General features: G+C 67.7%; 22 protein-coding genes. 14 read left to right on the top strand and 8 right to left on the bottom strand.

From position 1 onward, the window contains the following. Positions 1 to 39: 39 nt before the first annotated feature. On the top strand, positions 40 to 798 hold the full coding sequence (locus ACQEVO_RS22980; protein WP_432916657.1) for an SDR family oxidoreductase: 759 nt from the start codon (positions 40 to 42) through the stop codon (positions 796 to 798). A gap of 47 nt (positions 799 to 845) precedes the next feature. On the opposite strand, the gene ACQEVO_RS22975 is transcribed toward ACQEVO_RS22980, so the two are convergent. Both ACQEVO_RS22975 and ACQEVO_RS22970 read right to left on the bottom strand, forming a co-directional pair. Further along, positions 846 to 1493, bottom strand: a complete 648-nt coding sequence (locus tag ACQEVO_RS22975; RefSeq protein ID WP_432916654.1) for an enoyl-CoA hydratase-related protein — start codon at positions 1491 to 1493, stop codon at positions 846 to 848. 11 nt (positions 1494 to 1504) lie between these two features. After that, the gene (locus ACQEVO_RS22970) at positions 1505 to 2137 is read right to left on the bottom strand and encodes a TetR/AcrR family transcriptional regulator (RefSeq protein WP_432916651.1); all 633 of its coding nucleotides are present in this window, start codon (positions 2135 to 2137) and stop codon (positions 1505 to 1507) included. Positions 2138 to 2283: 146 nt separating this feature from the next. Between ACQEVO_RS22970 and ACQEVO_RS22965 the strand changes: the two genes are divergently transcribed. Further along, positions 2284 to 3513 (top strand): cytochrome P450, encoded by a 1230-nt coding sequence (locus ACQEVO_RS22965; protein ID WP_432916648.1) that lies wholly within the window; start codon positions 2284 to 2286, stop codon positions 3511 to 3513. Between the two features lie 207 nt (positions 3514 to 3720). Here the strand turns inward: ACQEVO_RS22965 and ACQEVO_RS22960 are convergent, their stop codons facing one another. Beyond that, positions 3721 to 6102, bottom strand: coding sequence for a protein kinase domain-containing protein (locus tag ACQEVO_RS22960; RefSeq protein ID WP_432916645.1), 2382 nt, complete (start codon positions 6100 to 6102; stop codon positions 3721 to 3723). A 137-nt stretch (positions 6103 to 6239) separates the two neighbouring features. Here ACQEVO_RS22960 and ACQEVO_RS22955 point away from each other — a divergent pair, with 137 nt between their 5' ends. Further along, on the top strand, positions 6240 to 6467 hold the full coding sequence (locus ACQEVO_RS22955) for a CopG family transcriptional regulator (RefSeq protein ID WP_432916642.1): 228 nt from the start codon (positions 6240 to 6242) through the stop codon (positions 6465 to 6467). Next, the gene (locus ACQEVO_RS22950; protein WP_432916639.1) at positions 6389 to 6895 is read left to right on the top strand and encodes a PIN domain-containing protein; all 507 of its coding nucleotides are present in this window, start codon (positions 6389 to 6391) and stop codon (positions 6893 to 6895) included. The genes ACQEVO_RS22955 and ACQEVO_RS22950 overlap by 79 nt, the downstream gene beginning before the upstream one ends. Before the next feature lie 30 nt (positions 6896 to 6925). Here ACQEVO_RS22950 and ACQEVO_RS22945 read toward each other — a convergent pair whose 3' ends face one another. Then, positions 6926 to 7429, bottom strand: coding sequence for an SRPBCC domain-containing protein (locus ACQEVO_RS22945; protein ID WP_432916636.1), 504 nt, complete (start codon positions 7427 to 7429; stop codon positions 6926 to 6928). Between the two features lie 198 nt (positions 7430 to 7627). Here ACQEVO_RS22945 and ACQEVO_RS22940 point away from each other — a divergent pair, with 198 nt between their 5' ends. Beyond that, on the top strand, positions 7628 to 8083 hold the full coding sequence (locus tag ACQEVO_RS22940; RefSeq protein ID WP_432916633.1) for a DUF664 domain-containing protein: 456 nt from the start codon (positions 7628 to 7630) through the stop codon (positions 8081 to 8083). A gap of 70 nt (positions 8084 to 8153) precedes the next feature. On the opposite strand, the gene ACQEVO_RS22935 is transcribed toward ACQEVO_RS22940, so the two are convergent. Further along, positions 8154 to 9173, bottom strand: coding sequence for an ABC transporter substrate-binding protein (locus ACQEVO_RS22935; RefSeq protein ID WP_432916630.1), 1020 nt, complete (start codon positions 9171 to 9173; stop codon positions 8154 to 8156). 217 nt (positions 9174 to 9390) lie between these two features. Between ACQEVO_RS22935 and ACQEVO_RS22930 the strand changes: the two genes are divergently transcribed. The 4 genes from ACQEVO_RS22930 to ACQEVO_RS22915 all read left to right on the top strand — a co-directional run bounded on the left by ACQEVO_RS22930 (position 9391) and on the right by ACQEVO_RS22915 (position 13128). Further along, entirely contained in the window at positions 9391 to 10362 is a 972-nt protein-coding gene (locus tag ACQEVO_RS22930) for a FecCD family ABC transporter permease (RefSeq protein ID WP_432916627.1), read from the top strand. Further along, positions 10359 to 11441 (top strand): FecCD family ABC transporter permease, encoded by a 1083-nt coding sequence (locus ACQEVO_RS22925; RefSeq protein WP_432916625.1) that lies wholly within the window; start codon positions 10359 to 10361, stop codon positions 11439 to 11441. Before ACQEVO_RS22930 ends, ACQEVO_RS22925 begins: the two co-directional genes overlap by 4 nt. Further along, a complete protein-coding gene (locus tag ACQEVO_RS22920) occupies positions 11438 to 12250 on the top strand; it encodes an ABC transporter ATP-binding protein (protein WP_432916622.1) in 813 nt (270 codons plus the stop codon). The genes ACQEVO_RS22925 and ACQEVO_RS22920 overlap by 4 nt, the downstream gene beginning before the upstream one ends. Before the next feature lie 326 nt (positions 12251 to 12576). Continuing rightward, a complete protein-coding gene (locus ACQEVO_RS22915; protein WP_432916620.1) occupies positions 12577 to 13128 on the top strand; it encodes a hypothetical protein in 552 nt (183 codons plus the stop codon). Between the two features lie 218 nt (positions 13129 to 13346). Here the strand turns inward: ACQEVO_RS22915 and ACQEVO_RS22910 are convergent, their stop codons facing one another. The 3 genes from ACQEVO_RS22910 to ACQEVO_RS22900 form a co-directional block, all read right to left on the bottom strand. Then, positions 13347 to 18812, bottom strand: a complete 5466-nt coding sequence (locus tag ACQEVO_RS22910) for a carboxyl transferase domain-containing protein (RefSeq protein WP_432916617.1) — start codon at positions 18810 to 18812, stop codon at positions 13347 to 13349. 206 nt (positions 18813 to 19018) lie between these two features. Further along, positions 19019 to 19330, bottom strand: a complete 312-nt coding sequence (locus ACQEVO_RS22905; protein WP_432916614.1) for an amphi-Trp domain-containing protein — start codon at positions 19328 to 19330, stop codon at positions 19019 to 19021. A 46-nt stretch (positions 19331 to 19376) separates the two neighbouring features. After that, positions 19377 to 19757: an SHOCT domain-containing protein gene (locus ACQEVO_RS22900; protein ID WP_432916611.1), complete on the bottom strand. Its 381-nt coding sequence runs from the start codon at positions 19755 to 19757 to the stop codon at positions 19377 to 19379. A 481-nt stretch (positions 19758 to 20238) separates the two neighbouring features. Here ACQEVO_RS22900 and ACQEVO_RS22895 point away from each other — a divergent pair, with 481 nt between their 5' ends. From ACQEVO_RS22895 to ACQEVO_RS22875, 5 genes are all read left to right on the top strand, one after another. Next, entirely contained in the window at positions 20239 to 20703 is a 465-nt protein-coding gene (locus ACQEVO_RS22895; protein WP_432916608.1) for a MarR family winged helix-turn-helix transcriptional regulator, read from the top strand. A 147-nt stretch (positions 20704 to 20850) separates the two neighbouring features. Beyond that, positions 20851 to 21696: an ABC transporter permease gene (locus tag ACQEVO_RS22890; protein ID WP_432916605.1), complete on the top strand. Its 846-nt coding sequence runs from the start codon at positions 20851 to 20853 to the stop codon at positions 21694 to 21696. After that, on the top strand, positions 21693 to 22421 hold the full coding sequence (locus ACQEVO_RS22885) for an ABC transporter ATP-binding protein (protein ID WP_432916602.1): 729 nt from the start codon (positions 21693 to 21695) through the stop codon (positions 22419 to 22421). The genes ACQEVO_RS22890 and ACQEVO_RS22885 overlap by 4 nt, the downstream gene beginning before the upstream one ends. Before the next feature lie 29 nt (positions 22422 to 22450). Further along, entirely contained in the window at positions 22451 to 23521 is a 1071-nt protein-coding gene (locus tag ACQEVO_RS22880) for an ABC transporter substrate-binding protein (protein ID WP_432916600.1), read from the top strand. Continuing rightward, positions 23518 to 25098: an MFS transporter gene (locus tag ACQEVO_RS22875; protein WP_432916597.1), complete on the top strand. Its 1581-nt coding sequence runs from the start codon at positions 23518 to 23520 to the stop codon at positions 25096 to 25098. The genes ACQEVO_RS22880 and ACQEVO_RS22875 overlap by 4 nt, the downstream gene beginning before the upstream one ends. Positions 25099 to 25893 lie beyond the last annotated feature (795 nt).

Here is a 25893-nt window from a genome sequence, read left to right as displayed (position 1 = left end):
AAAGCCCACCGGACGCTGTCTACAGGATTGGGGATCGGCATGACCACCGCTCTACAGGACAAGGTCGCTCTCGTCACCGGGTCGGCGCGCGGCATCGGCCGGGCCATCGCCCTGCGCTATGCCTCGCTCGGCGCCCGCGTGGTGATCAACTACGCCGGCAACGCGACCAGCGCGCGGAAAACCGTGCAAGACGTCGAAGACCTCGGTTCGAAGGCCGTGGCGATCCAGGCCGACGTCTCCGACGTCCAGGCCCTCGAGCGTCTCTTCGGGGAGTCCCTCGAGGTCTTCGGGAAAATCGATATCGTGGTCGCGAACGCGGGCGTCGAACTGATCGATCAGCCTCTCGCCGACGTCACCGAGGAACAGTTCGACCGCCTGTTCTCGATCAACACCAAAGGCGCGTTCTTCACCCTGCAGAAGGCGGCGAAACATATCGAGGACAACGGCAGGATCATCTACATCGGCTCCAGCACCACCTGCCTCCCGATTCCCGGGGTCGGCCTGTACGGCTCCAGCAAAATGGCACCCCGGTACACCGTCGAAGTGCTCGCCCAGGAAGTCGGAAAGCGTGGTGTCACGGTCAATTCGATCATTCCCACCCAGATCGAAGGTGCCGGAGTCTTCGCCGAGCTTCCCGACGACGACCCGACCCGCGCCCAGAACCTCGCCATGCGTCCCCTCGGGGGCCGGCTCGGCAGCGTCGACGATGTGGCGGACGCGGCAGAGTATTTCGCCGGCCCGCTGTCCCGCTGGGTGAGCGGCCAGCACCTGCTCGTCAGCGGCGGACTTCCGGGATGACCATTGATCGGAAGCTCGGCCTCCGGCGAGGCCGGCTCAGGGGCTGATCACCGCAGCGCCGCGGTGACGGTGCCGTACATGGTGGATTTGATGGCGGCGAGCGTTGCGGGGTTCTTGCCGGTGAGCGGGGTGAGCCGGTCTACGGCGGTGGTGAGGACCTCGGTTTCGCCGGCGGTGGCATCGACGAGTCCGGCGGCGAGGGCATCCGGGCCGGCGAAACGGTGGCCGGTGGTCATGGCGGTCACCGCGGCCTGGGGGCTGAGTTTTGCCTGGACGAGTGCGGCCATGCCGGGGGTGAACGGGATGTCGATATCGACCTCGGGGAAACAGTAGTAGCCGCGGTCGGCGCGCATGACGCGGTAATCGTGGGCGATGGCCAGCATGGCGCCGGCGCCGAAGGCGTGGCCGTTGACGGCGGCGACGGTGGGCAGCGGGAAGGTGAGGATGCGGGCGAACAGTTCCTGGACGCGGGCGACGTACCATTCGGCGCGGTCGCCGTTGGCCATCAGCCAGTCCAGGTCCAGGCCGTTGGAGTAGAACTTGCCGCTGCCGATGGTGATCAGGCCCTGAGCTTCGCGTTCGACGGTGTCGAGGTGGGTGTCGACGGTATCGAGCCAATCCGGTGAGAACCGGTTCTCGTTGTCACCGAGTGTCAGTACGGCGATCTTGTCCTGGTAGTGCAGTGTCGCGGTCATCGAGTTGCCTTTCACTTCGTGGTGGCCGGATCGGGGAGGGGTAGGGCCAGGACCGCGCGGACGGCGGCCGCGAGGCGTCGCCGGACAGCGGGATCGGGGGCGCGCCGGCCGCGCAGCAGTAGGGCGGTGGGTAGTTCCACCACGCAGTCGCGGATGACGGTGACGGCCTCGCCGTCGGTGTGGCCGAAGACGTTGCGCGCCAGCTCCGCGAACAGTTCGACCAGGACCCGGTCCAGCCGGTGCATTTCCCCGGCGAGATCGTCGCCGATATCGCCGGCGCCGAGCAGTTCCTTCCGGGACACGGTCAGCAGGAATCGTCCCGAAACCGGTTGCCGCAGCAGGAATTCGGCCGGGGTATCGGCCGCCGCCACGACTGCCTCGACCGCATTCCCGGAGGCGGGCCCGGCGCTCAGCGCGCGCTCGACCGCCTCGCGTTGCAGAGCCAGGAACCGCTGCGCGGCCCGCAGCCAGACCCGGCCCATCAGCTCGGCACGCGAACCGAACGCGTGATAGATCGCCCCATTGGAGACCGAGGTGGCCGCCGAAAGCGCGCGCACGGTGACCGCCGCGGGCCCGGAGTCCACGGCCAGCTGTTCCGCGACATCCATCAGGTGGTCGAGGTCGTGTGTGCGAGGGCGGGGCATGACCGCAGCATAACAGAGCGAATGCTCTGTAATTCGGGTGCGGGTCATCGCGGGTGGTTGCACGGACACGGTTGTCGTCCCGCAGGCCGGTCGCCGCGGTCGGTAGGCTGGCCCGGGCAGTGGTGCACACGAGGTCCGGGGAGAACATGGCAACCGATACCGAAACACGTGTCGCACAAGTGGTGGCAGCGCTCACCGAGCCCGCCGGCAAGGCCGACCCTTATCCGCTGTACCGGGTGTTGCGGGAGTTCGGTCCGGCCACGCAGCTTCCCGACGGCACCCTCGTGGTGAGCGGGTATCGGCTCGCGACCGCGCTGGTGCGTGACCACCGGCTGCTGAAGCGGCTGGAGCGGACACTGGCCGCCGCCGGCTTCCCGGACTGGCAGCAGCGACCCGGGCTGCGGCTGGTGTTCACCAGCATGCTGGTGCGTAACCCACCCGACCACACGCGGTTGCGGCGGCTGGTCTCCGGCTCGTTCACTGCCCGGCGGGTGGCGGGGTTACGGGCAGCGATCGAGCGAATCTCCGCAGAGCTGATCGCCGAGATGTCCGGTTCCGGCACAGTCGATTTCGTCGACGCCTTCGCTTTCCCCCTGCCGGTTACGGTGATCGGCGAACTACTCGGCGTTCCGGCGCCGGACCGGGCCCGGTTCCAGCCGCTGGTGCGAACCTGGACAGCGGTGCTGGACCGGCTGGACGAGGATACGGTGGCCGCGGCGGATACCGCGGCGGCCGAAATCGCCGACTACCTTTCCGATCTGGTGGTGCGGCGCCGCGCGCAACCTCGCGACGATCTGCTCTCCGCGCTGGCGGCGGAATCCGGTCCCGAGGGCGGGCTCGACGACGACGAACTGGTGACCATGGCGGCGCTGCTGTTCGCCGCCGGGTTCGAGACGACCACCGGGCTGCTGGCGAACGGGTTGCGCGCCCTGCTCGACCACCCCGATCAGGCGCGAGCTCTGCGCGCCGACCCGGACCTCGCCGTCACCGCGACCGAAGAACTGTTGCGCTACGACTCGCCGGTGCAGGTGCTCACCTCGCGGACCGCGCCCGAGGAGCTACGGATCGGCGATCGAGTGCTGCCGGCCGGTCAACGGGTGATCACGCTGCTCGGCGCCGCCAACCGTGACCCCGAGGTGTTCGACGATCCGGACGCGTTGCGGCTGGACCGTGCCGGGGAACCGCCACTGTCGTTCGGCGGTGGGCTGCACTACTGCCTCGGCGCGCCGCTGGCCCGGCTCGAGGGACAGGTGGCGTTTCCGGCACTGTTGCGCGCCTTCCCGGACCTCGCGCAGGCCGGGCCCGCGGTCTCGCGGGCGGGCCTGGCGTTGCACGGGCTGACGAAACTACCCGTCGCCGTGGGCCGCACGCACTGATCGGTCTCATGGTGATGAGCTTCGTATGTGCTCAGGTCGACCTGGCAGAAGCGGTCGATGTGGCCTTCGCGGCGGAGTTCCGCAGCACGGACCTACCCGCCCTCGAGATCGGTTCGGGAAGCTCTTGTGCCTGCGGGTTCGAATACCAGCGGTGTGGTCCGGTCGCTGAGTCCCGCGGCGGACCTCGGCGCGGCATACGGCGGGAATTCAGAAGATCCGCAGGTTCTGAACATAGATTTTTCCGCCGATCGACATCGGTGTCGACTCGCTGGGGACCTTCCAGACCAAACCGTCGCTACTCCACACCTCGAGTGAGTATCCCTCGCCCGGAGCCGTGGTGACCGCGATCCGGCTTCCGTCGGTGCCGAGTACGGGGCCGTCCGGCAGGGGATCGGGGAGCACGGATTCACCGGTGTAGGCGTCCACCACACGGCCTGATTCCGAGGTGCGGATCAGATCTCCGACACCGTACAACCAGAGCGGATCCTCGCTGGAGGACTGCTGCTTCCACAGGACTGTCCCGGTGCGCGGGCTGATTGCGGCGTAGGTCGTCTTGTCACCGTCGATGTGGATCGCGGTCGGCACCGAGGTCTCACCCGGCCACGACTCCCACGTCCTGTAATCGTTCGTGAGCGGTCGGCTCGGCTGCCAACCCTCCGGCAGTTGCGCGGTTCTGGCACCGTTCCGGTCGTAGATCCCGGGCGGTGCCTGGCCGTCGGCGACGACGAAGCCGTCCAGGAAGACGTTCCAGTCGTCGTCCCCGATTTCTTCCACCGAGTCACGCCGGAACACCTCTTTTCCGTCCTCGAGCCGGATCACCCGCAATTCCCACTTCGACAATGGATGTCCCGGGTCCGGTGCGGACCTGATCACGGCCAGCTCGGCCGGCTCGAAGATTTCGATCCAATAGCGATCATCCGAGGCGTCAGCCGGCATCGGACTCGCATCGGGCCAGGTGATGGCCGGAAATTCCCGGCCGTCCACGCCGATCGACCGCAGCGACGGCGGCACATGGTAGGTGATGTCGGCGAAAACAAAACGTCCACCCGCGGCCGTCAAACCGGAAATACTTCCCTCGGTCGTAATAGTTGTGATGATCCGGCTCGTCGCGAAATCGACGACAATCAACGTATCGGGTTTCATTGCATGGCGGTCGCCGAGATGACAGGCGGCCGCCGTATGACTTTCACTGACGGCACAGCTCCACACGTCCAAGGAGCCCGTCGTGTCGACCACGATCGGCTGGGTTCCTGCCCAGAGCCGCCCGGTGTTCGCGTCGACTACGTCGAGATATTCGATCGGCTCTTCCCGGTCGGGGTCGATGGTGCGGCTGAACAGGACAACTTCGGAATCCCCTCCGCGCGCCAACGGATCATGCTGCTGGTTCCCCGGCGGGCCCGGGATGTCCGCCAGCGTCCAGACCGGCGCATCCGGTCGTTTCTCGAGTGACGGCAGAATCGGCGTCACAGGTCGGCGGGGCAACCGCGCCGCTTCTTCTGCGCCGGCGTCGTGTTCCTTCGCACCGGCGTACTGCTGGAAGGCCCGGAAACCGAGCGCACCGGCGACAACCAGTGCCACCACGGCAACAAGCGTGCCGATGAGTAGCGAAACCTGCCGGCGTGCCGGTCCTTGCCCTGACGTACCGAGGTCCGGTGGCGGGGTCGGGTCCCGGGGTTCGGTATCGACCGCGGCCGGGTTGACTACTGTGTCCGCGTAACGGTCAGCGGGCTCTGCCGGCTGTTCCGCGTGCGGCTCGGGCGGCGCGAAGGCCCGGCCGAGAGCGGTCGCGAATTCTTCGGTGGTTGCGAAGCGATGCTCCGGAGTCTTCGCCATTGCCCGCCGGAACACCGCATCGACGGCCGGCGCGAGACCGGGCCGCCGCTCTCGCGCGCTGGGCACGGGCTGCTGCGCATGAGCCAGGATCACCGCTGCCTGATTGGTACCGGTGAACGCCTGGGTGCCGGTGAGAAGATGAAAAGCGGTGGCAGCCAGTGAATATTGGTCGGACCGGGGATCGAGCGGAAGTCCTTGCATCTGTTCCGGGGAGGCGTAGGCGACAGTGCCGACGGCCCCGCCGGTTCCGGTGAGATCGGAGGTTTCCGGGCCCATGCGGGCGATCCCGAAGTCGGTCAGCAGGTAGTGACCGGTTGCGGCGAGCAGAATATTCGCGGGTTTCACGTCTCGGTGAATCAACCCGCGCGCGCCCGCGTAGTCGAGCGCATGGGCTACTTCCGTGATCGCCCGCACCACATCGGCCACGGGTAATCCGGCAGGCGCGGCGATGAGCGATGCCGACAGATCGGTTCCGTCGATCAGCTCCAACGCGATCCACAACCGCCCTTCGAACTCTCCGCGGTCGTGGACGCTGACGATACCGGGATGCGACAGCGACGCGGCGAGATCGGCTTCCCGTTCGAAGCGGCGCCGGTACGAGTCATCGTCGGTGAACTGTGCGGCGAGCACCTTGACCGCATCGGAGCGGGGAAGCCGCGGATGCCGGGCGACATACACTTCCCCCATTCCACCGGCACCGAGCAGGCGTTCGATTGTGTACCCGGCGAACACCGCCCCCGGTTTCAATGTGGCCAACGTGCGGTACCTCCCCATGCGCGATGTCGAACTAGATCACAGCGCATACCGCCCGGGTCGGCAACCCTACAGTCTGCCACCGCGATCCTTCGTGATGGGGCTCGCTCGAGCACATGTGCAGTGCATGGTACATGTCGATGAAACGGACGAATGTCTATGCCGACGCCGAGGATCTCGCGCTGATCAAAGAGGCGGCCAGGCGGCGTGGCCGTTCCGAGGCCGAGATCATTCGCGAAGGTATTCACCTGGCCGCCTTGTCGTATCGAGTCTGGGATGATCCGGACGAATGGCCCAAAGTCTCCGGCGGCGGCGAGCCGGCGACCGAAGAGGAAGTTCGACGGGCTGTGGCAGACGGTCAGTGCTAGTCGTCGCCGACACCTCCGGTCTGCTGGCGGCATTCGATCGAGACTCGGCCGATTCCAGCACTTGTGAACAGGTATTGCGTGAGGCCGGAACGGTTGTCGTGTCGCCCATGATTCTGACCGAACTCGATCATCTGACCCGTAGTAGATTCGGGGGATCGCAACGGGCCGTGGTGATGAACTTCGTACTCGCCCAAGTCGACCGAATGCGCTTCCTCGTCCCCGGCACCGGCCGTGAAGTCCTCGGCATAGCCAGGGATGTACAACAACGCTACGCCGGGCTCGACCTCGACCTGACAGACGCGGTGAACGTGGCCCTCGCGGCCGAGTTCCGCACCACGGACATACTCACCCTCGACCGACGCGACTTCCGCGCTATCCGGCCGCTCGTGGGTGCGGAAGCGTTCCGGCTACTTCCCGACGACAGCTGATCGTTCAGCGCGCGACGGCGCGGATACGGGTCAGCTCGGGGAGGCCGTCTGTTCGAGGCGTTCGAGGAGTTGGTGGGCGCCCTCGACCGCGTGGAAGTCTTCGACATGCTTGCGATAGTCGGTGGCCGAGGCGAACTCGGAGGTCAGCGTCACCCGCGTGCGCGGAGAGCGCGAGCTTGGACCGTCCGTGGTGACCGGCTCGATATCCACAACCGAGACGAACGGTGCGAGCCCGAACTCGGCCGAACCTTGGTTGGTGTACCTGAGCCGGCGCTCGGGGGTCACCTCATCGACGAGGTAGAGGTTCGCATAATCCGTTCCATCGGGCCCGTGCATCACCACGTCGAAACGTCCACCCGGCCGGAGATCGAGCACGTTGACCGTGCTGGAGAACCCGTCGGGACCCCACCACCGCGCGATCGAGGCAGCGTCCTTCCACGCCGCCCAGATCTGCCGCGGCGTCGCATTCATGATGCGTGACACGGTGATACGCCACTCTGCTGCTTCGTCTTGCGGCTCGGCGCGATGCGACACACAACTACCATAGCCGTGCCTGCTTGTGTCAGCCGATGTCCGACCGGGGCCGAACTTGTCCCTGAAACAAGTGATGTCCTGGCCGGTCCGTGACCGGCCAGGACATCAACTGGACTTCAGGGACCCCGTCACCGTGTGTTGAGCGACGGGGGGCACCAGCCCGCGGATAACCCCAGCCGGGCCTCGATGGCTGCGATGATGCGGGAGCGGAGTTCGGCGGCGCGGATGATGGCTTCCACCGAGCCGACCTCTACGGCCCGCCGCCGTCCGGTCGCGTCGCTCACCACGCCGATCGCGTTGGTGAAACACGCCGGTCGCCGAGCGGATCTGGTTCCAGCATGTGCCGGCGGGTGCCGGAGAGTGAATGTGGCGGCGGCACAACAGGGTGGCGGCCCCAGTTTCGTGGTCGGCGACGACGAAACTCCGGCCGAGGTGATCGCCGAATTCGAGCGCGCCAGTGCGTCCTCCCGGATGGCCGCCGCCGACTTCGAGCCGGACGATATCAAGACGTACCCGCACCTCGGTGACGTCAGCCTGCGGTTCGTTCATCTGCTCCTGAGCGAGGACTTCGCGCGGCATGCCGGCCACGCCGACATCCTCCGAGAACAGATCGTGCATTCCAGGTCGCCCGCTGACACCGAACGGGCGACCTGATCGACTGCGCGCTGCCCGCAGAGTTGCCGACCGCCCTGCCGCACACCGCTTCTGACCGGGAGACCGGTGTCTACTCCGGCATCAGGTCCTTGCGCGGGTCGACGCCGAAATGCTCCGCCAGCGCGGTGATCGAGGCATGTGCGCCCTGAATGCTCACCGACAGAACGAACGGTTCGTCGTCCACATGCAGGACATCGCCCGACAGGCGCTGCCACAGCGGGTTGGTTTCGAAGGAGGCCTGCTGGGCTCGGCTGGAGTCGCCCTCGTCGCCCGGCGGGGTGTAGGCGGAAACCATGACGATCCCCGCGTCCGCCTTCAGGATCTGTTCCATCGACAGCGGGGTGAAGATCTTTTCCGTGGTGTCGGGTGCGCCGGCCGGGCGAGGGATGCCCATATCCGTCATGATCTCGCCGATGAACGAGTTGCTGGAGTACAGCCGGGCGGTGTCCTCACCGGCGAAGCGGACGAGCGAGTAGGTGATATCGGGCTTGCGGGCCCGGATCTGCTCACCCACCGCGGCCGCGCGCTCCTCGTAGGAGGTGATCAGCTCTTCGGCCCGGTCCTTGCGGCCCAGTGCCTCGCCGAGCAGGACGATGTTCTGTTTCCAGGTCGGGCCGGTGGACTCCGAGAACACGGTGGGCGCGATCTTGGTCAGCTGGTCGTAGAGTGCCTCGTGGCGCACCTTGGCCGAAACGATGAGATCGGGCTCGAGCTCGAGGATCTTCTCCAGGTTCGGCTCGGCCGTCGTACCGACATTGACGGAATCGGCGACCGCCGCGCCGATATCGCCCAGGTACTCCGGGAACGGATTATCCGGATCCGCCCGGTACTGGACATAGCCGACGAGGGGAGCGCCGAGCAGCAGTGCGGCGTCGGCATAGCTGGGGTCCAGGGCGACAACCCGCTCCGGCGGGCTGTCGATGGTCGTGACGCCCATGGCGTGTTCGACCGAAATCGGGGAGCCGCTCCCGGCCGGTGCGCCCGGATCCGTCCCGCCGGAGCCACTGCAGCCGCCCGCGAATACCAGGCCGCACGCCATGAGAGAGATCAGTGATCGCCGCGCGATGGATCGAGTGGACGTTCCTCTCATGAGGTGACCTTTCATCCGGGCCGGGCTGTAGGAAGTAGCCGAATAAGGATAGGCTGCCCAACGTAGAGGCGACCTTAGCAAGGAGTACCGAGATGTCGACACCGCATCCGCGAGCGCACCGGTGCTGAACGGCACCACCTCGGATCCGCCGGACTCCTCGAACATCGCTTCGCTCACGCCGGGAAACCGCCTCCGCTCCGCACGTTCACCGCTGGTCATGATCGCCGTACCGATCGCTGCCGTACTGGCGGCGATCCTGTTGAGCGTCTGCGTCGGCAGCAGTCCGTCGAGTGTGGCCGAGGCATGGCATGCGATCTTCACCCCCACCGGGACCGATATGGACGTGACGATCCGCGAACTCCGCTGGCCCCGCACACTCATCGGTATCGCCGCCGGCGCATGTCTGGGTGTCGCCGGGATCCTGACCCAGGGGCATACGCGCAACGCTGTCGCCGAACCGGGCCTGCTCGGCATCAACCAAGGCGCGGCACTCGCGATCGTCGCCGCGACCTTCCTGTTCGGCAGTCTTCCCGTGCACGCCGAGGCCGGCCTGGCCTTCGCCGGCGCCCTGGCGGCCAGCGTGATGGTCTTCGCGGTCGGCACCGCCGCCCGGCACGGGGCGACACCGGTCACCCTGGTGTTGTCCGGTGCGGCCGTCGCCGCGCTCTGCGGCGGCCTGGTCACCGGTCTCGCTCTGCTGGACAGTGCGTCCCTGGACACCCTGCGTTTCTGGCAGGTCGGTTCGCTGGCGGCGCGCCCGCACACGATCGAGGCGATGTGGCCGTTCGTCGCCGCCGGACTGCTGCTGGCCGTGCTGAACATCGGTGCGCTCAATACGCTGGCGCTCGGCGAGGATACGGCCCGGTCGCTCGGGACCTCGGTACCGCTCGCCCGGTGTACCGGTATCGCCGCGATCACCCTGCTCGCCGGGGCGGCGGTCACCATGGCCGGGCCGATCGCCTTCGCCGGACTGCTGGTGCCGCATATCGCCAGGGCGCTCGTCGGCGCCGACTACCGTCGTTCGGTACCCGCGGCGGCCGCGTTCGGGATCGTTCTGGTGCTCTCGGCCGATACCGCGGGCCGGGTCATCGCGCGGCCGGGCGAACTGTCGGTCGGGGTCGTGCTCGCGGTGATCGGGGCGCCGTTCTTCGTGCTCCTCGCCCGGCGCCGCCGTTTGGTGACGATATGAGCGCCGCGGCCGGGAACCTGCTCGCTCCCACGCGTGTTGTGCGTTGCGGGCCGGTATCCGTGCGCATCGCACCGCGCGCGCTGTCGGTGGGTGTATCGCTGTTACTGCTCGTCCTGGCGGCCGCGGCGGTCCATGTGGCCAACGGCGGGTCCGCGTTACCGCTCGACGAGGTGGTCCGGGCGCTGCTCGGCGACGATTCGAACACCCGGGTTCATCTCGCCGTCACCGAGTTCCGGGCGCCCCGCACCGTCGGCGCGATCATCGCGGGCGGTTGCCTGGCCATGGCGGGAGCGATAACCCAGACCGTCGCACGCAACCCGCTCGCCAGCCCCGACATCCTCGGCGTCACGGCCGGTGCGTCGCTCGGCGCCGTCTCCGTGCTGGTGCTGGCCGGTGGTGGGGCGGCAGGTTTGAGCGGAATCGCCGCGGCGGCCGGATTGCCGGTCGCCGCGTTCACCGGCGGCGTCCTGGCCGGGGTCATGGTGTACCTGTTCGCCTGGTCCGGGACGCTCGACAGCTATCGCCTGGTGCTCGTCGGTCTCGGCGTCAACGGGCTGGCCGTGAGCCTGACGACCTGGCTGCTGACGCTCGGCGATGTCACCAACGCGGCCCAGGCACTGACCTGGATGTCCGGTTCCCTCAACGGTAGAGACTGGCTGCTGGTGCGGCCGATGGGCCTGCTGGCCCTCGCCCTGCTGGCGGGTGCGTTGCTGCTGGGGCAGCGGCTGGTACTGCTCACCATGGACGACGATGTGGCGATCGGACTCGGCGTGCGGATCGGCGGCCTCCGGCTGTACGCGCTGATACTCGCGACGCTGCTGGCTTCCACCGGTGTCGTCGTCGCCGGCCCGCTCGTATTCGTCGCTCTGGCGAGCCCGCAGATCGCGCGTCTGCTCACCGGGGCGGCCGTCCCGCCGCTTTTCCTGTCCGGTCTGGTGGGCATGGTGTTCGTGCTGGTCGCCGATACCGTCGCCGCGAACGCGCTGGCGGTATCGCTGCCGGTGGGGGTGGCCACCGCGGTGCTGGGCGGGCCGTATCTCATTTTTCTCGTCCTGCGGAACCAGAGGAGGCTTACGTGAGCGGCCCGGCCACGGAATCCGTACTACGCACGGAGAACCTGACCCTCGGTTACGGCGGTGCCGACGTGGTCACCGATATGACCTTCGACGTCCCGACGGGATCGGTGACCTCGATCATCGGTCCCAACGGCTGCGGAAAATCGACCTTGTTGCGCGGCCTCGGCCGGCTCATCGCGCCGCGCTCCGGCCGGGTCCTGCTCGACGGCTCGCCCATCGACAGCCAACCCACCCGCCAGGTCGCCCGCCGCATCAGTATCCTGCCCCAATCACCCGCCGCCCCACCCGGTCTCACCGTCGCCGACCTCGTTTCCCGCGGCCGGAACCCTCGGCAACGGTGGTACGAACAGTTCTCGGTCCTCGACGAGAAGACGCTCTGGCACGCCCTGACCAGCACCGGCATCCTCGACCTGGCCGGTACCAGACTCGAAGAACTTTCCGGCGGGCAACGCCAGCGCGCCTGGATATCCATGACCCTCGCCCAGGAAACCGGCATCATGCTCCTCGACGAGCCGACGACCTACCTGGACCTGGCGCACCAGGTGGAACTGCTGGAACTGATCGTGCGCATGAACCGCGAACACGATCGGACCGTCGTCATGGTTCTCCACGACATCTCGCTGGCCGCCCGCTACAGCGATCACCTCGTGGCGATGAAGTCCGGCGCCATCGTGACCCAGGGACCGCCCGAACATGTTGTGCGCCCGGAGGTGCTGCACGACGTATTCGGGCTCACCGCCGAGGTGATCACCGAACCCACCCTCGATCGTCCGCATGTCATTCCGCTGGGCTCGGTCCCGACGGGAACGTGACTCCGACACAACAATCCCCTCACTGATGTGCGGCGGTCGGCGCCTGTCCTCGCGCTTTCCGTCGGGCAGTCGGCGTCGCAGCTGCGTAAACACGGGCGGGCTCGCGTCGCTGGGGCTGTGTTCCCAGACCCGAAAAGTCAGAACGGCAACGTTGTCGGGGGTGAGTTCGAGAAGGATATGGACTGCAGGTCTGTTCCGGTATGTGCGTGACTGTCTCGTATGCGCAAATCATCAAGCGGCGAAGGCTATTTCGGTAATGGATCCTTCCGGGCATGCGATCATCCACACGATCGATCGGCACTTCGAACACAGATAGGGCAAACACAATGAAATTCGCCAAAATCGCCGCAACGGCGTTGCTTTCCACCGCGGCCGTCGGCGTCATGGCCGGTACGGCACACGGTGAGGCGAATATGGCGCATCCGGTAGCCGGGAAAGTGGAGGGGCATGTGGGGTACTCGATGGCGTGGTCGCCCGACCGCTCCAGCGCAACCACCACTCTGGCATCGGGCAATTTCGAGGTTACTGCGGACTCGGTCGAGGTCGTCGCAGCCGACGGCGAAGTGTTGGAACAGGTACCGCTGGTGTACCAGGTCGCGGGTCAGCAGGTCCGTCTCGATGCGCGAGTGGACGCGGCCGGAACCTCCCTGACCATCGACCGTCCCGCAGCTGCCGCGAACGGTGCGCCGGCGCCCGCGCCGCTGAAGGATATCGCCGGTAACGACACGATCGTCTTGGGCGCGGCCGTCGGATGTGGGATCGGTGCCCTGGTCGGGCTCATCTTCCTGGTCCTGGGCGCCCTGCCCGGCTGCCTCATCGGTGCCATCGTCAACGGCGGCCTGGTGATGAACGGCCAGGGGATTCTGCCGCCTCGATAATCGGGCTGCCGGGCGGGTGGGCCTGAACCGGGCCTCGGCATCCGGTGGTGCTCAGCGTGGGTGTGTGGCGTCCGCACCTCGGGGGAGGGATGTCCTCGCCGACTCGAGTCGCCGAGGGCCTGCCGGGTGTGTTCGGCCTCGAGAACCTCCGATGCCCCCGCCGACTCGGGTCGGCGGGGGCATCGGAGTGATTTCAGTGGTGGACCGCTGCGGTCAGATCACCGGAGCCGGGCCTCGATGGCTTCGATGATGCGGGGGCGGAGTTCGGCGGCGCGGATGATGGCGTCCACCGAACCGACCTCGACGGCGCGCTGGATGCTGTGCACGGCGTCGAATTCCGCGGCGACCTCACCCAGTTTCTCGGCGCGGACCGAGGAGCGGAGTTCGTCGAGTTCCGCGGTGAGGGCGGCGCGTTCGGTGCCGGAGGCGTTCGCGGCGCGCTTCTCCAGGTCCCGGACCCGGGTGTCGGTGGCGGTGCGTTTGCCGACCTCGCCGGCGAACACCACGGCCGCGGCGGGGGCGCCGCCGAGAACCGAGGCGAAGGAGCCTTCGATGGCCAGGACCGTCATATTCGGGTTCAGGGCCTTCGAGAACACCACGAACGCGCCACCGTGGTAGCGGGAGATCACGCAGAACACGATCGGGCCGTCGAAATTGACGATGGCGCGGCCGATTTCGGCGCCGTACTCGAGTTGCAGTTTGCGCATCGATTCCGGGGAACCGTCGAAACCGGACAGGTTCGCCAGCACCACCAGCGGGCGGTTACCGCTGGCCGCGTTGATCGCGCGGGCGGCCTTCTTCGACGACTGCGGGAACAGGGTGCCCGCGGTGTAGGTGTCGGGGCCGTCGGTCGCCGGGAAACCGCGCCGCGGGATGTTCTGCGATTCGATACCCAGCAGGCATACCGGGATACCGCCCAGATGCACGTCCTGGACGACCGCGGTTTCGGCGTCGGCCATCCCGGCCCAGCGTTCGAGCACGGGATGGTCCTGGTCGGACAGGGCCCGCATGACGGTGCGGATATCGAACGGCTTCTTGCGGTCCGGGTTGGCGGTGGGGGAGAAGATCTCGCCGACGGTGGTGAAACCGCTGTCCGCCAGGACGTGCGGGAAATCCGAGATATCGCGGTCGGCCGGGTCGGTGGTGGCCGCCCGCCGCGGGGCCTGCTCGCCGGGGGCGATGTAGGTGTGATCGTAGTGCGACATCAGCACCCCGCGGGCGGCGGTGAGGTTCGGCGCCCAGTACTGCGCCTGGCCGTTCGGGCCCATCACGCGGTCGTAGCCGCCGATACCGAAGTTGTCCTCGGCGGAGACGCCACCGGAGAAGTCCAGCGACTGCTTACCGGTGAGCACCATCGCCGAATCCGGGGTCATCACCAGGATGCCCTTGGTGTGCATCAGCATGGTGGCTTCGGCGTTCCAGTACGGCTGGGCGCCGACGTTGATACCGGCGACCACGATATTGATCTCCCGGCCGGCCTGGGTGAATTCGACGATGCGTTTGAGCGCCGCTGCCACCCAGTCCATGTTCTCGGTGCCGGAGGTCATCGAGATCCGGGCACCGGAGGACAAGGCGTACCACTCCAGCGGGACCTGCATGCTGTCGGCCAGGTCGAGCGCGGCGATGATCCGGCGGCATTCCGGTTCCGACAGCGCGCCCAGCGATTTGGTGGGATCGCCGAGCAGCACCACGCGGGTGATGCCCTCGGGATACCGGTCGGTCGGCGTGGTGACCACACCGGCGACGATCGCCGCGGTATTGCGGCCCTTCGGCCGGTCCACCGGCACCAGCGCGTGGTCGGCGTCGAGATCGTATTCGGTGAATTCGCCGAGAAGTTCGGTCAATTCGTACGGGTAGACGGCATTTCGACCGGCGGCCCGCAGCACCTTCTGCCGGTATTCGTCCAGCGGCTCCACCGGTTCGTCGGAGCGCTCGCCGACGACGACCTTGGTGCCGCCGATCGCGTCGAAGGTGATCCGCAGCGCGAGTTTGACCAGTTCACCGGTTTCCGGATCGGGCTGGCGGGCGATGAGCAGGATCTCCTCCAGCCCGGCGCCGACCGTGGTCGGCCGCACCCGGTCGACGATCTTCTCCAGCTCGCCGCGGGTGATATCGATCGGCGGCCAGATGTACATCACGATGCGGTTGGTCTGCAGCCGTTTTGCCGCCGGCCGCCGGGCCTGTGCCCGCCGGATGGAATCGAGGCAGGTGGCGATGGTGCTCTCGGCGGTCGGCAGGGTGACCAGCCGGCCATCGTGATCGCGCAAGGCGGTCAGGTCGCGGACCTGCGCGAACGCGACGAGACGTTCATCGGCCGGGTTCTCCTTGGCGACACACCGGAACAGATACACCTCCTCGTTGTCCGAGGACGGCAGCTGGGTGAGGTCGAACTTGTGCAGCCGTTTCATCTGCATCCGCTGCGCGATATACGGGTGCAGGCCGCGGATGAGGCGTTCCTCGTCCAGTCCGGTGGCCGACGGGCGGAACGTGAAGTGGTAGTGCATCACCGCGTTGTCGCTGCCCGCCACGGTGGCGGTGATCCGGTGCACCAGATTGGGCACCGGCTGCGCGTTGAGCACCTCGTGCAGCGCCGCGGCCATGGCGTCGAAATCCTCGGGCTGGTTCTCCCAGGACAGGTAGATATCGGCCTCGATGGAGGCGGTACCGGTCGCCAGTTCGGACAGTCCGCGCACGGTGTCGGCGAGCGAATCGAAGCCCACCGCGGCCGACACCAGGTTCACGCCCTTGCGTTCGGCGACGACGTAGGTGCAGTCGCCGGCCTGCCGGGTGCGGACGCCGGTGAGGTCCTTGTTGCCGTAGTAGCGGCGGGTCAGGACTTCCAGCATCGCCGTGTTGTCGGCGGAACCACGGGACAGCCGCTGGCCCAGCAGCCGCACCAGCGGTTCGGTGGCGCTGACCATCGCGGCGATCCGTTCGCCGCGGTCGGGCGCGTCCGGGTTGGCGTCGAGGTAGGCGAGGTTCTTGCGGGTGTCGGTGTAGACGCGGGCGCGGTTGCGGCGCAGCACCGGCTGGCCGTACCAGGCGAAGACCAGACCGCGGGTGAGGTCGGCGATCACCGGGAAACGCACCTGGGTCGCCGCCACCAGGCGTTCCAGCGCCAGGCCGACGGGCTCGCGCAGCACCCGGTCGGGCATCGGCTCGTTCAGCCATTCCCGCAGCAGGGTCGAGATCACCTCGACGGTGTCGGCGGGGCGCTGCTGGGCCAGGAAGATCCGGAACACCGCGGACTCGAGATCCGGGGTGCGTTCCAGCTCGGTGACGCCGTAGTGCCCGAGCGCCGCGGAAAGCTTCGCCCGATACGACTCCGGCAGCCCGGCCCGCTCGACATCGAGACTCTGCAGGTAGGTGTGGAAGTACTCGCGGGCGCTGTGCACGTGGCCGCGGCCGCCGCCGTCGTCGTCGGACGGGCGGTTGTGGCTGAGTTCGGCCAGATCGGCGAACACCTGCATGAGGTCGAGTTCCTCGGCCAGCGGCCGGTGATTGTCCGCGACCGCCGCGCGGCGCGCGGTGAGGTACTCCTCGAGGACCCGGCGATCGTCGTGCGGGTCGACATCGAAGCCCAGCAGCAGGCTGCGCAGATCCTGCAGGCCGCGGGTCATCCGCTCGTGCGGCCGCACCTCGGCGGGCGCATCGGGCAGATCCAGCACCACCGCGGCGGTGGCCGCGGTGTCGGCGGCGCCGTCGTCCTCGGCGAGCGGTTCCAGGCGCAGCAGCGGCGCACCGGTCTCCACCTGGGTGCCGACGGAAACAGCGCATTCCTTCACCCGGCCGCGGAACGGTGCGCGCAGCACCGTTTCCATCTTCATGCTCTCCAGCACCAGGACTGGGGCGCCCGCCTCGACCTCGTCGCCGACCTCCAGCGGGGTCGCGACCACCAGCGCGGGTGCCGGGGAACGGACGACGCCGCCCTCGTCCCGGCTGATCCGGTGGGTCACACCGTCGACATCGACCAGGTGGACCGGGCCGTGCGTGCCGGTGATCAGGCGGTATCGCACGCCGTTCACCACGACCTGCCCGGTGTGCTGATCGAAACGTTCGAGGTCGACATCGGCGGTGCGGGTATCGCCGCCCGCCTCGATCCCGACCCGGAACCGGTGCGCACCGATCCGGGCGACCCGCACCCGGTAGCTCGCGCCGCGCAACTTCAGGTCCAGCGGCCGGCCGCTGTCGTGCTGCACCTGAGGGCGGCCGCCGGCGGCCGTGGAGAGCAGCCGGTGCTGTTCGACCCGCTCCTCTTCCTCGTAGGCGTCGATGGCGGCGGTGGCCAGCGCGACGGTGGAGTGGCGGTGCGAAACCAGCCGGCCCTCCGCGCGCACCCGGTCGATCCAGCCGGTGTCGGCGCTGGCGTCGATCACCTCGGGCTGATCCAGCAGGTCGAGGACGAAGCTCTTGTTGGTGGCGCCGCCCTCGATGATCACCCGGGTCTGCGCGACCGCGCGGCGCAGCCGGCCCAGCGCCTCGTCCCGGTTACGGCCGTAGGCGATGATCTTGGCGATCATGGAGTCGAAATCGGCCGGGATGGTGTCGCCCTCGCTGACCCCGGTATCGACCCGGATACCCGGCCCGGCGGGCAGGTCCAGGTGCGCGATCCGGCCCGGTGCGGGCGCGAAGTCGCGGTCGGGATCCTCGGCATTGAGCCGGGCCTCGATGGCGTGACCGCGCTCGGTCGGCGGCTCACCCTCGAGCCGGCCGCCGGAGGCGACCAGCAGCTGTGCCCGGACGAGATCGAAGCCGGTGGTGTATTCGGTAATCGGGTGCTCCACCTGCAGGCGGGTGTTGACCTCGAGGAACGCGAACAGCTGCTCACCCGGGTGGTACAGGAATTCCACGGTCGCCGCGCCGCGATAGTCCACCGCGATCGCCAGCCGCTCCGCGGAAGCCTTCAGCTCGGCCGCCTGCTCGGCGCTCAGCACCGGCGAGGCCGATTCCTCGATGATCTTCTGGTTGCGCCGCTGCACCGAGCAGTCACGCACGCCGAGCGCCCACGCGGTGCCCTGGCCGTCCGCGATCACCTGCACCTCGACATGCCGGGCGCCGGTGACCAGCCGTTCCAGGAACACCACGCCGCTGCCGAACGCGCGCACGGCCTCCTGCCGGGTGCGTTCGTAGGCATCGGCGAGTTCGGTCTCGTTCGTGATGACCCGGATACCGCGGCCGCCGCCACCGGCGGTCGCCTTCAGCATCAGCGGGTAGCCGATCTGACTCGCGGCGGTCAGGGCATCGTCGAGGGTCTCGACCGCGCCGCGGCTCCACGGCGCGACCGGAACCCCGACTTCCTCGGCGATCAGTTTCGCGCCGATCTTGTCGCCGAGTTTGCGCATGGCCTCCGGATCGGGACCCACGAAGGTCACGCCGATCTCCTCGCAGAGTTCCGCGAATGCCGGATCCTCGGCGACGAATCCCCACCCGACCCAGGCGGCATCCGCCTTCGTCGCCAGCAGGGCGCTGCGCAGGACCTTCAGGTCCAGATACGGGCGCGCGGACGCCGGGCCGAGGTCGTAGGCCACATCGGCTTCCCGTACGAACGTCGCGGTCCGGTCCACATCGGTGTACAGGGCGACAGTTTCTATCTGTTGCCCGGTTTCCGCGGACAGATCCCGGACAGCGTGGATGAGCCGCATGGCGGACTCCCCACGGTTCACGATGGCGATGCGGTTGAACACTCGCCGACTCCTTCCTGCGCAAGCACGAGCCCGGACGGGCGGGGGATTGCGGATACGTTTACGGGTAGTGTGCCCCGGCACTGCGCATATGTGCACAGCGTGCGGGAGCTACTCGCACGTATTTTGTCGAGCGAGTGCCGTCGAGGCGCTGCCGGGGCCGCAGCGGCCGCACCCCGGACCGGGGAAATGCGGCCGCCGGGCGGCTATTATTTCGAGGAGTTCTTGCGTGGGCGCGCGCGCCCACGTGCCCCGGTCGGATTCCTTGCCGCGGGCGTTTGCGCCGCCGGCTCGGTGGTATCGCGCCAGCCGATCTCGATCTCCACCTCGACCTCGTCGCCGTCGACCTCGATCTCCAGCTTCCACCGGACCCGGTCGGCGACGAGGATCGTGAGCGAATCGCCCGCCGAGCCGAGCTCGGTCTCGGAACCGTTTGCGAGGGCGTGTCCGAGTGCGATGAGCCGTTCCGATACTTCGTTGCGGGAGAGTTCGGATTCCCTTTTCAGCTCCAGTTTCGGCACGAAACCTCCTGGCCCAGCGGGCGGTGTGGCCGGATAGGGCTTTTCGTCAGCTGAGTGCCTTGGATTTCAGGATGTCGAATTCGGCCTGGCTGATCGTCCCCGCGTCGAGCAGTGATTTCGCGTCGGCGATCTGGTCGGCAGCGGATTTTCCGGCCACCTTTTGTATGTATTCGTCGGTCGCCTGTTTGGCGGCGTTGTGCGCTTCGATCTGCCGTTCCGCCATACCGCGGCCGCGGGCGATGAGGTAGACGAACGCCGCGAGGTAGGGGACCACCACCAAGAAGATGATCCACAGCGTTTTCGCTATTCCGGACATCGAGCGATCGCGGAAGAGATCCACCACGACATGGAACAGGATGATCAGATAGGCGACGAACGCGAAGACGAGCAGCGTGTACCAGAGCAATTCCCAAAACGTGTCCAACATGGGTGGCCATCCTTCGGCTGCGGCAATCCACGGCGTGGATTGATTCGAGGTCGAGCAGATCTGATGCGCACGTTCACCCGGCTGTTTTCCGAACTTCCGAGTCTACGATTTCCGGGGCGGCCGCGATATCACCCGTGGCGGGTGAGTCCGTTGCGTCCGACCCTGTTGCCGAGTCGGTGGCGGAGGCCGTTCGCGGCCGAGGCGAACATTCGGATCGCCGAGATCCCAATGCCCGGCCGAGGGCTGGAGTGCCCCGGGAAAAGCTCTCGAGCTGCGTGAACGTCCCGGCTCGGCGCGGCGTTCGAGTAGGCAACGCCGACCAGGGGCCACCGCGGAAGCCCGGCCGATTGCTTGACCGTTGTTAACCTTTGCTCGCCGGTGGGATCGAGTGACCGGCACCTGCGAGCGAAGGGAACCGGCACGATGACGACAATGTGTCAGGTCACCTCACCCGGGACGCGTCTTGACGAAGGAATTGCCGATGACTCTGTCCGACTCGCCGACAACCAGCGCAGAGTTGGTGGCCGAGGTGGAACGGGTGCAGGTCGCGCTGATTCAGGCGGCCCGGCAGTTCCGGATGATGGATCGCGCGGGGATCAACCAGTCGGCGCGCAGCGCGCTCGCGGCGATCGTCAAATTCGGGCCGCTGTCGATGTCCGAGCTGGCCGCGCACGAGGGTGTGGACCCGGCGAGTGTTTCGCGAACGGTGCGCAAGCTCGAGGAATCCGGCGATGTCGTCCGCAGCACCTCGGATGCGGACGCGCGCGTCAACCTGATCGAGGTCACCGAATCGGGCCGGGAACTGTTCCTGCGCAGCCGCCGGCAGCTCACCGAAATCATTCTGGCCCGGATCTCGCGGCTCGCGCCCGAGCAGATCGCCGCCATCGTCGCCCTCGGCGACGGCCTCGAACTCCTGGTGTCGGCGACGGGCCCGCGTTCGTCGTAACGACCTCGAGCATCCGGTGCCGGATCTGTCCGGCACCCGCGCATCCCCGCGAACCCGCCGCCTGACCTCCGCGGGATAGCGGTCCCGACAATTCACCTCTGCTCCGCCGGCGACGTCACCCGTCGCCGGCCGATCGAACGGATCCCTATGACCGTGCTGAGCGCCGAGCCCGCAGCCGAACGGACGGGCCGGACACCACCGATTCGCCGACCGGCCAAGGCCTCGCGGGTCACCTCCCTCCTCGGTGTGGTGGCGCCGCCACTGGCACTGATCATCCTGCTGGGCGTGGGCTGGAACGTCATGGCCGCCCGGATGGACAGCCCGCTGGTGCCCTCGCTCGGCGCCATCGCCGACGAACTGGTGACTCTCGCACAGAGCGGTGCCCTGTGGACCAATCTGGAAGTCACTCTGACCCGGGTGCTGCTGGGCTTCGCGGTGGCGTTCCTGGTCTCGGTGGTGCTCGGAATCGCCATGGGACGCAACAAATATGTCCAACGGTTCTTCGAGCCGGCGGTGCTGCTGGGCCTGGTGACGCCGGGCTTGGTGAAGGCCCTGCTCTGCGTCATCTGGTTCGGCATCAGCGTCGTCAACCCGATCCTGGCCGTCGCGCTGGCGGCCGCGCCCGCCCTCATCGTCAACATCACCCAGGGCGTGCGTGAGGTCGACCCGCAGTTGCACGAGATGGCCCATGTGTACCGGTTCTCCGGGTGGACCCGGCTGCGGCGAATCTGGCTGCCCGCACTGGCTCCCTCGCTGTTCACGGGCGCGCGGCTGGGCATCGCCATGTCGTGGAAGGTGATCGTCCTGGTGGAGATATTCGGGCTGGCGAGCGGTGTGGGATATCAACTCAACCTCGAATTCTCCAATCACAACGTGGCGGGCGTCCTCGCCTGGACGGTTGCCTTCGCGCTGGTCATGACGGCGATCGAATACGGAATCCTGCAAACACTGGAACGGCGAGCCGCGCGCTGGCGTAAGGAGTCCTCGGTATGAGCGCCGGTATCGCGCTGCGCAATATCCGCAAATCCTTCGTCGGCAAGCGGGACGGCACCGTTCAGACGGTCTTCGAGGATTTTTCGCTCGCGGTCGCCGCGGGTGAGCTGGTGGCCTTGGTGGGAGCGTCGGGCACCGGGAAGACCACCCTGCTGCATCTGGTGGCGGGGCTCGAGACACCGGACGCCGGCGCCATCGAGGTGGGCGCCAACGCCGCGCCGATACGAGTGGGAATGGTCTTCCAGCAACCACGGCTGCTGGACTGGCTCAGTGTCGCGAAGAATATCGAGATCGCGGCGCAATCGGCGGGGCAGAGCCTGTCGGCGGTTCCCGAACTCCTCGCGGCGGTCGGCCTGAGCGAGTACGCCGACGCGTACCCCTCGGTGCTGTCGGGCGGGCAGCGTCAGCGGGCGGCGGTGGCCCGGGCTTTCGCGGTGAATCCGGACGTCGTCCTGTTCGACGAACCGTTCAGCGCGCTGGACGAGCTCACCGGTCGCAAGCTCCGGCTGCTGCTGCAAACCCTGCTCGTCGAACGGTCGGTCACCGGACTCCTGGTCACCCACAACGCGCTCGAAGCGGCCTTCCTGGCCGACCGGGTCGTGGTCCTCGCCGACCGGCCGGCCCGGATCGTGCAGGACGTGCGCGTGACTGTTCCGCGTCCGCGGTCCACCGAGGACCACAGCCTGTTCGACCTGCACCGCGACATCATCGCCCACATTTCCTGACCCGGATCGATCCAGAAACGGAGTACCCCGTGTCCACAACACGCGGCACAATCTTCACGCGCGAATCCGTGCTGGGGCCGGCCGTCACCCGGCGCCAGGCGCTCCGGGCCGGCGCCGCCCTGCTGGGCGGTCTCGGTCTCGGTGCGCTGCTCGCCGGCTGCGGTGACGCGGAAACGGACGCTGTCGACGCGAACGGTAATCCACTGCGGCCGATCAAAATCGGTGCCGTTCAACCCGGGACAGCGGGTTCGGTGATCGATCCGATCACCGAACAGTTCGGCCTCGGTACCAAGCACGGGCTGGATCTGATCCGCGGCGGCGGCGGCGGGGTCGGTACCGGGCAGGAGAATCTGCTGACCGGGCTACTCGATACCTTCGCGTTCGGACCGCTCGGCGCCACCGACGCCAATATTTCCGGCCACGACGTGGTGATCGCCGGACCGCAGCTGTGGAACCACGGCCGCTGGCTCGTCCCCGCGGACAGCGATATCGACTCGGTCGAGGATCTGCGCGGCAAGCGCATCGGTGTCCAACCGGCGAGCTCCGATACCTATAAAGCAGTCGCGCTCGGTTTGGCCGTCAACGGGATCGATTTCGAACGCGAATTCCAGATCTTCCCCGGCCAGCCGATCGCGAACCTGGCGTTGTACGAGCGCGGCGATCTCGACGCGATCATCGCCATCGAACCCAACGCCACCCGGCTCGTCGCACAGGGCAACCGCCAGCTCGCGACGGTATCGGAGCTGTGGCAGAAAGGCACCGGCGACGCGAACCCGCTGTTCCTCAACGGGGCCGCGTTCAATCGGCCGTGGCTGGAGCGCAATCGTGACACCGCCGCACGATTCGTCGCGTTGCGCACCGAGGCCAACAGCCTCATCACCGCCGACCCCGCACTGCTGGGCCGGCACTTCGAGGCGTTCGGGATACCCGCGGACGAGGAGGCGGCGATCGAACTGCTGCCCGAGCGGCTCCGCGGTATCTACCCGTCTGCCTGGGACCAGAGCGTATTCACCAATATGGACAAGCAGATCCAGGTGGCGCTCGATATCGGCCTGCTGTCCCGTACCGCGCAGCGGCCGGTGTACGAAAGCCTGAGTTGAGCGGCCCGCCGGCTCCGCCGGCCGTGCGGCATCCCCGCACGGCCCTGCTGGCCTGTTGTTCCAGCCTGTTCCTGTCCTCGCTCGACACCTCGGCGCTGGTGGTCGCACTGCCCGCGCTGCAGGTGGATCTGGGGCTCGAGGTGGCGGGGTTGCAGTGGGTCGTCGTGGCCAACGCGCTGGCCCGCGGCAGCACCCTGTTCCTCGCGGGCTCGCTGGCCGACCGCTACGGTCCGCGGCGGATCTTCCGGATCGGTGTCGTCCTGTTCGGTACGGCTTCCCTGCTGTGCTTCCTCTCGTCCGGCTTCGGCGAACTGATCGTCTGGCGGGTACTGCAGGGGGTCGGTGGCTCGTTGATGACTCCCGCCTCGATCTCCCTGCTCACCGGGGCTTTCCAGGATCCGGTCGCGCGGAGCCGGGCGCTGGGTTCGTGGAGTGCGACCGCCGGTGTTTCGACGGCGCTCGGGCCGGTGATCGGCGGGGTGCTCGTCGCGACCGTCGGGTGGCGCAGTGTCTTCCTGCTGTGCCTGCCGTTCGCGGCGCTCGTCGTGCTCGCGCTGCGATGGGTTCCGGAGTCGCCGGTGCCACGGCTGCGGCGGCGAATCGATCTCGCGGGGCATGTATCCATTGCCGCCACGCTGTTCTGCGTGACCTTCGCCCTGTCCGGTGGCGCCCGCGACGGCTGGTTGTCGGCCTCGACGCTCCTGGCGCTGCTGGCGACCGCGGTGTCGATGGCACTCGTCGTGCGGGTCGAGGGCCGGGCCGTCGATCCCGTCCTCGATCCGGCGATTTTCCGCCTGCCGCAACTTCGCGGTGCCGTGATGACGGCCGGGTTCTCCTACTTCTGCCTCACCGGAATGAATTTCGTCAACACCCTCTATCTCCAGCAGGTGCGCGGATACGACCCATGGGAAGCGGGGCTGATGGCGCTGCCGCTCACGGCCGGCACCCTCGTCGCCGCGAAGGTGTCCGGGCGGATGCTGGGCCGGTACGGACCGCGAAAACCGATCCTCGTCGCCTACCTCTTCCTGATCGCCGCCATGACAGCGCTTGCGCTGGAGGCTACGACGACCGCGCCGATCGGCTGGGTGCTGGCCGCCTTCACCCTCCTCGGCATCGGGATGGGTATGGCGAACCCACCCGCGACCTCCTCGGCCGTGGCCGCGCTGCCGCCCGAACGGGCCGGTTCGGCGAGCGCGATCACCAGTACCTCCCGGCAGGTCGGAATGAATCTGGGCACGGCAACCCTGGGCGCGGTGACCGTATCCCTCGCGGGATTTCTCGCCGGTCCGCAACCCGTCTCCGCGCCCGATTTCACCGGCGGAATGCGTATCGCCTACGCGGCCACCGCCCTCGTGGCCGTGCTCGCCCTCGTCGCCGCGAATCGTTGTTTCCCGGCACACCATCCGGACCCGGCCGCAGCGCAGCTCGGCCACACCCCACGAAAGGAACAAACCGATGACCACCAACGACACCACGGCCCCGCTGCCCAAGATCACCAGCGTCCGGACCGGGGCGATCTTCACCCTCCCGTACCTGGTCGGCCTCGAGAAGGGCTACTTTCTCGACGAGGGCGTTGACCTCGAGCTCGTCGCGCCCGGTGCCTACAACGTCAGCGTGAAGCCCATCGAGGACCACCATCTGGTGAGCTCGTTCGGCGGGCTCTCGCAAGGTTTCGAGGACGGCGAGGTCTCGCTGTATCGCGCCTGCGAATGGGGGCAGGTCCGGCGGGCCCAGGATTCGGGCCGCGGCGGCCGGATCGTCACCCAGCGCGCGGCGATCGCCAGCCAGGCGATCTTCGTGCGCCCCGATTCCGAGGTGTTCCACCCGCAGAGCCTGCGCAACAAGCAGGTCGCGGTGAACTTCCACCACGGCTCCCACTACCTCGCGATCCAGACGCTCGAGGGGTTCATCGAACCCGAGGAGCTGAAGGTCGTGCACGTGGGAGGTCCGGCAGACCGGTTCAAGGCCCTGCGTGACGGCACCGTCGACGCCGTCGCCCTGATGGAGCCGTACATCAGCCTGGCGCTGAAGCAGGGGTACCGGCTGATCGCCGAGGCGTTCTACACCGGCGCCGAAATCGCCGACGAGAAGGTCGAACCCGAGGTCTACGCGGCGATCGACCGCGCGGTCCGCCGGGCCGTCGCCGATATCAATGCCGATGTCACGCCGTACCTGCACTACTTCACCGAGGAGATCCCTGAGGAACTGGGCACGCTGGACGAATCGGATATCAGCCCGTGGCGGCTGCGCTTCGCCGATCCCCAGCCGTACGCACCCGAGCAGTTCGACCAGACCTACCGCTGGCTGCTCAAATGGGGATTGATCGACGCGGGTTCCGATTTCAAGAAGCTGGTCGACAACCGGGCGATCGC

The sequence above is a fragment of the Nocardia sp. CA-290969 genome (genome assembly GCF_050936135.1).
Lineage (GTDB): Bacteria > Actinomycetota > Actinomycetes > Mycobacteriales > Mycobacteriaceae > Nocardia.
Note: the sequence above shows the minus strand (reverse complement) of the source record. Positions and strands in the feature narration are given on the sequence as shown.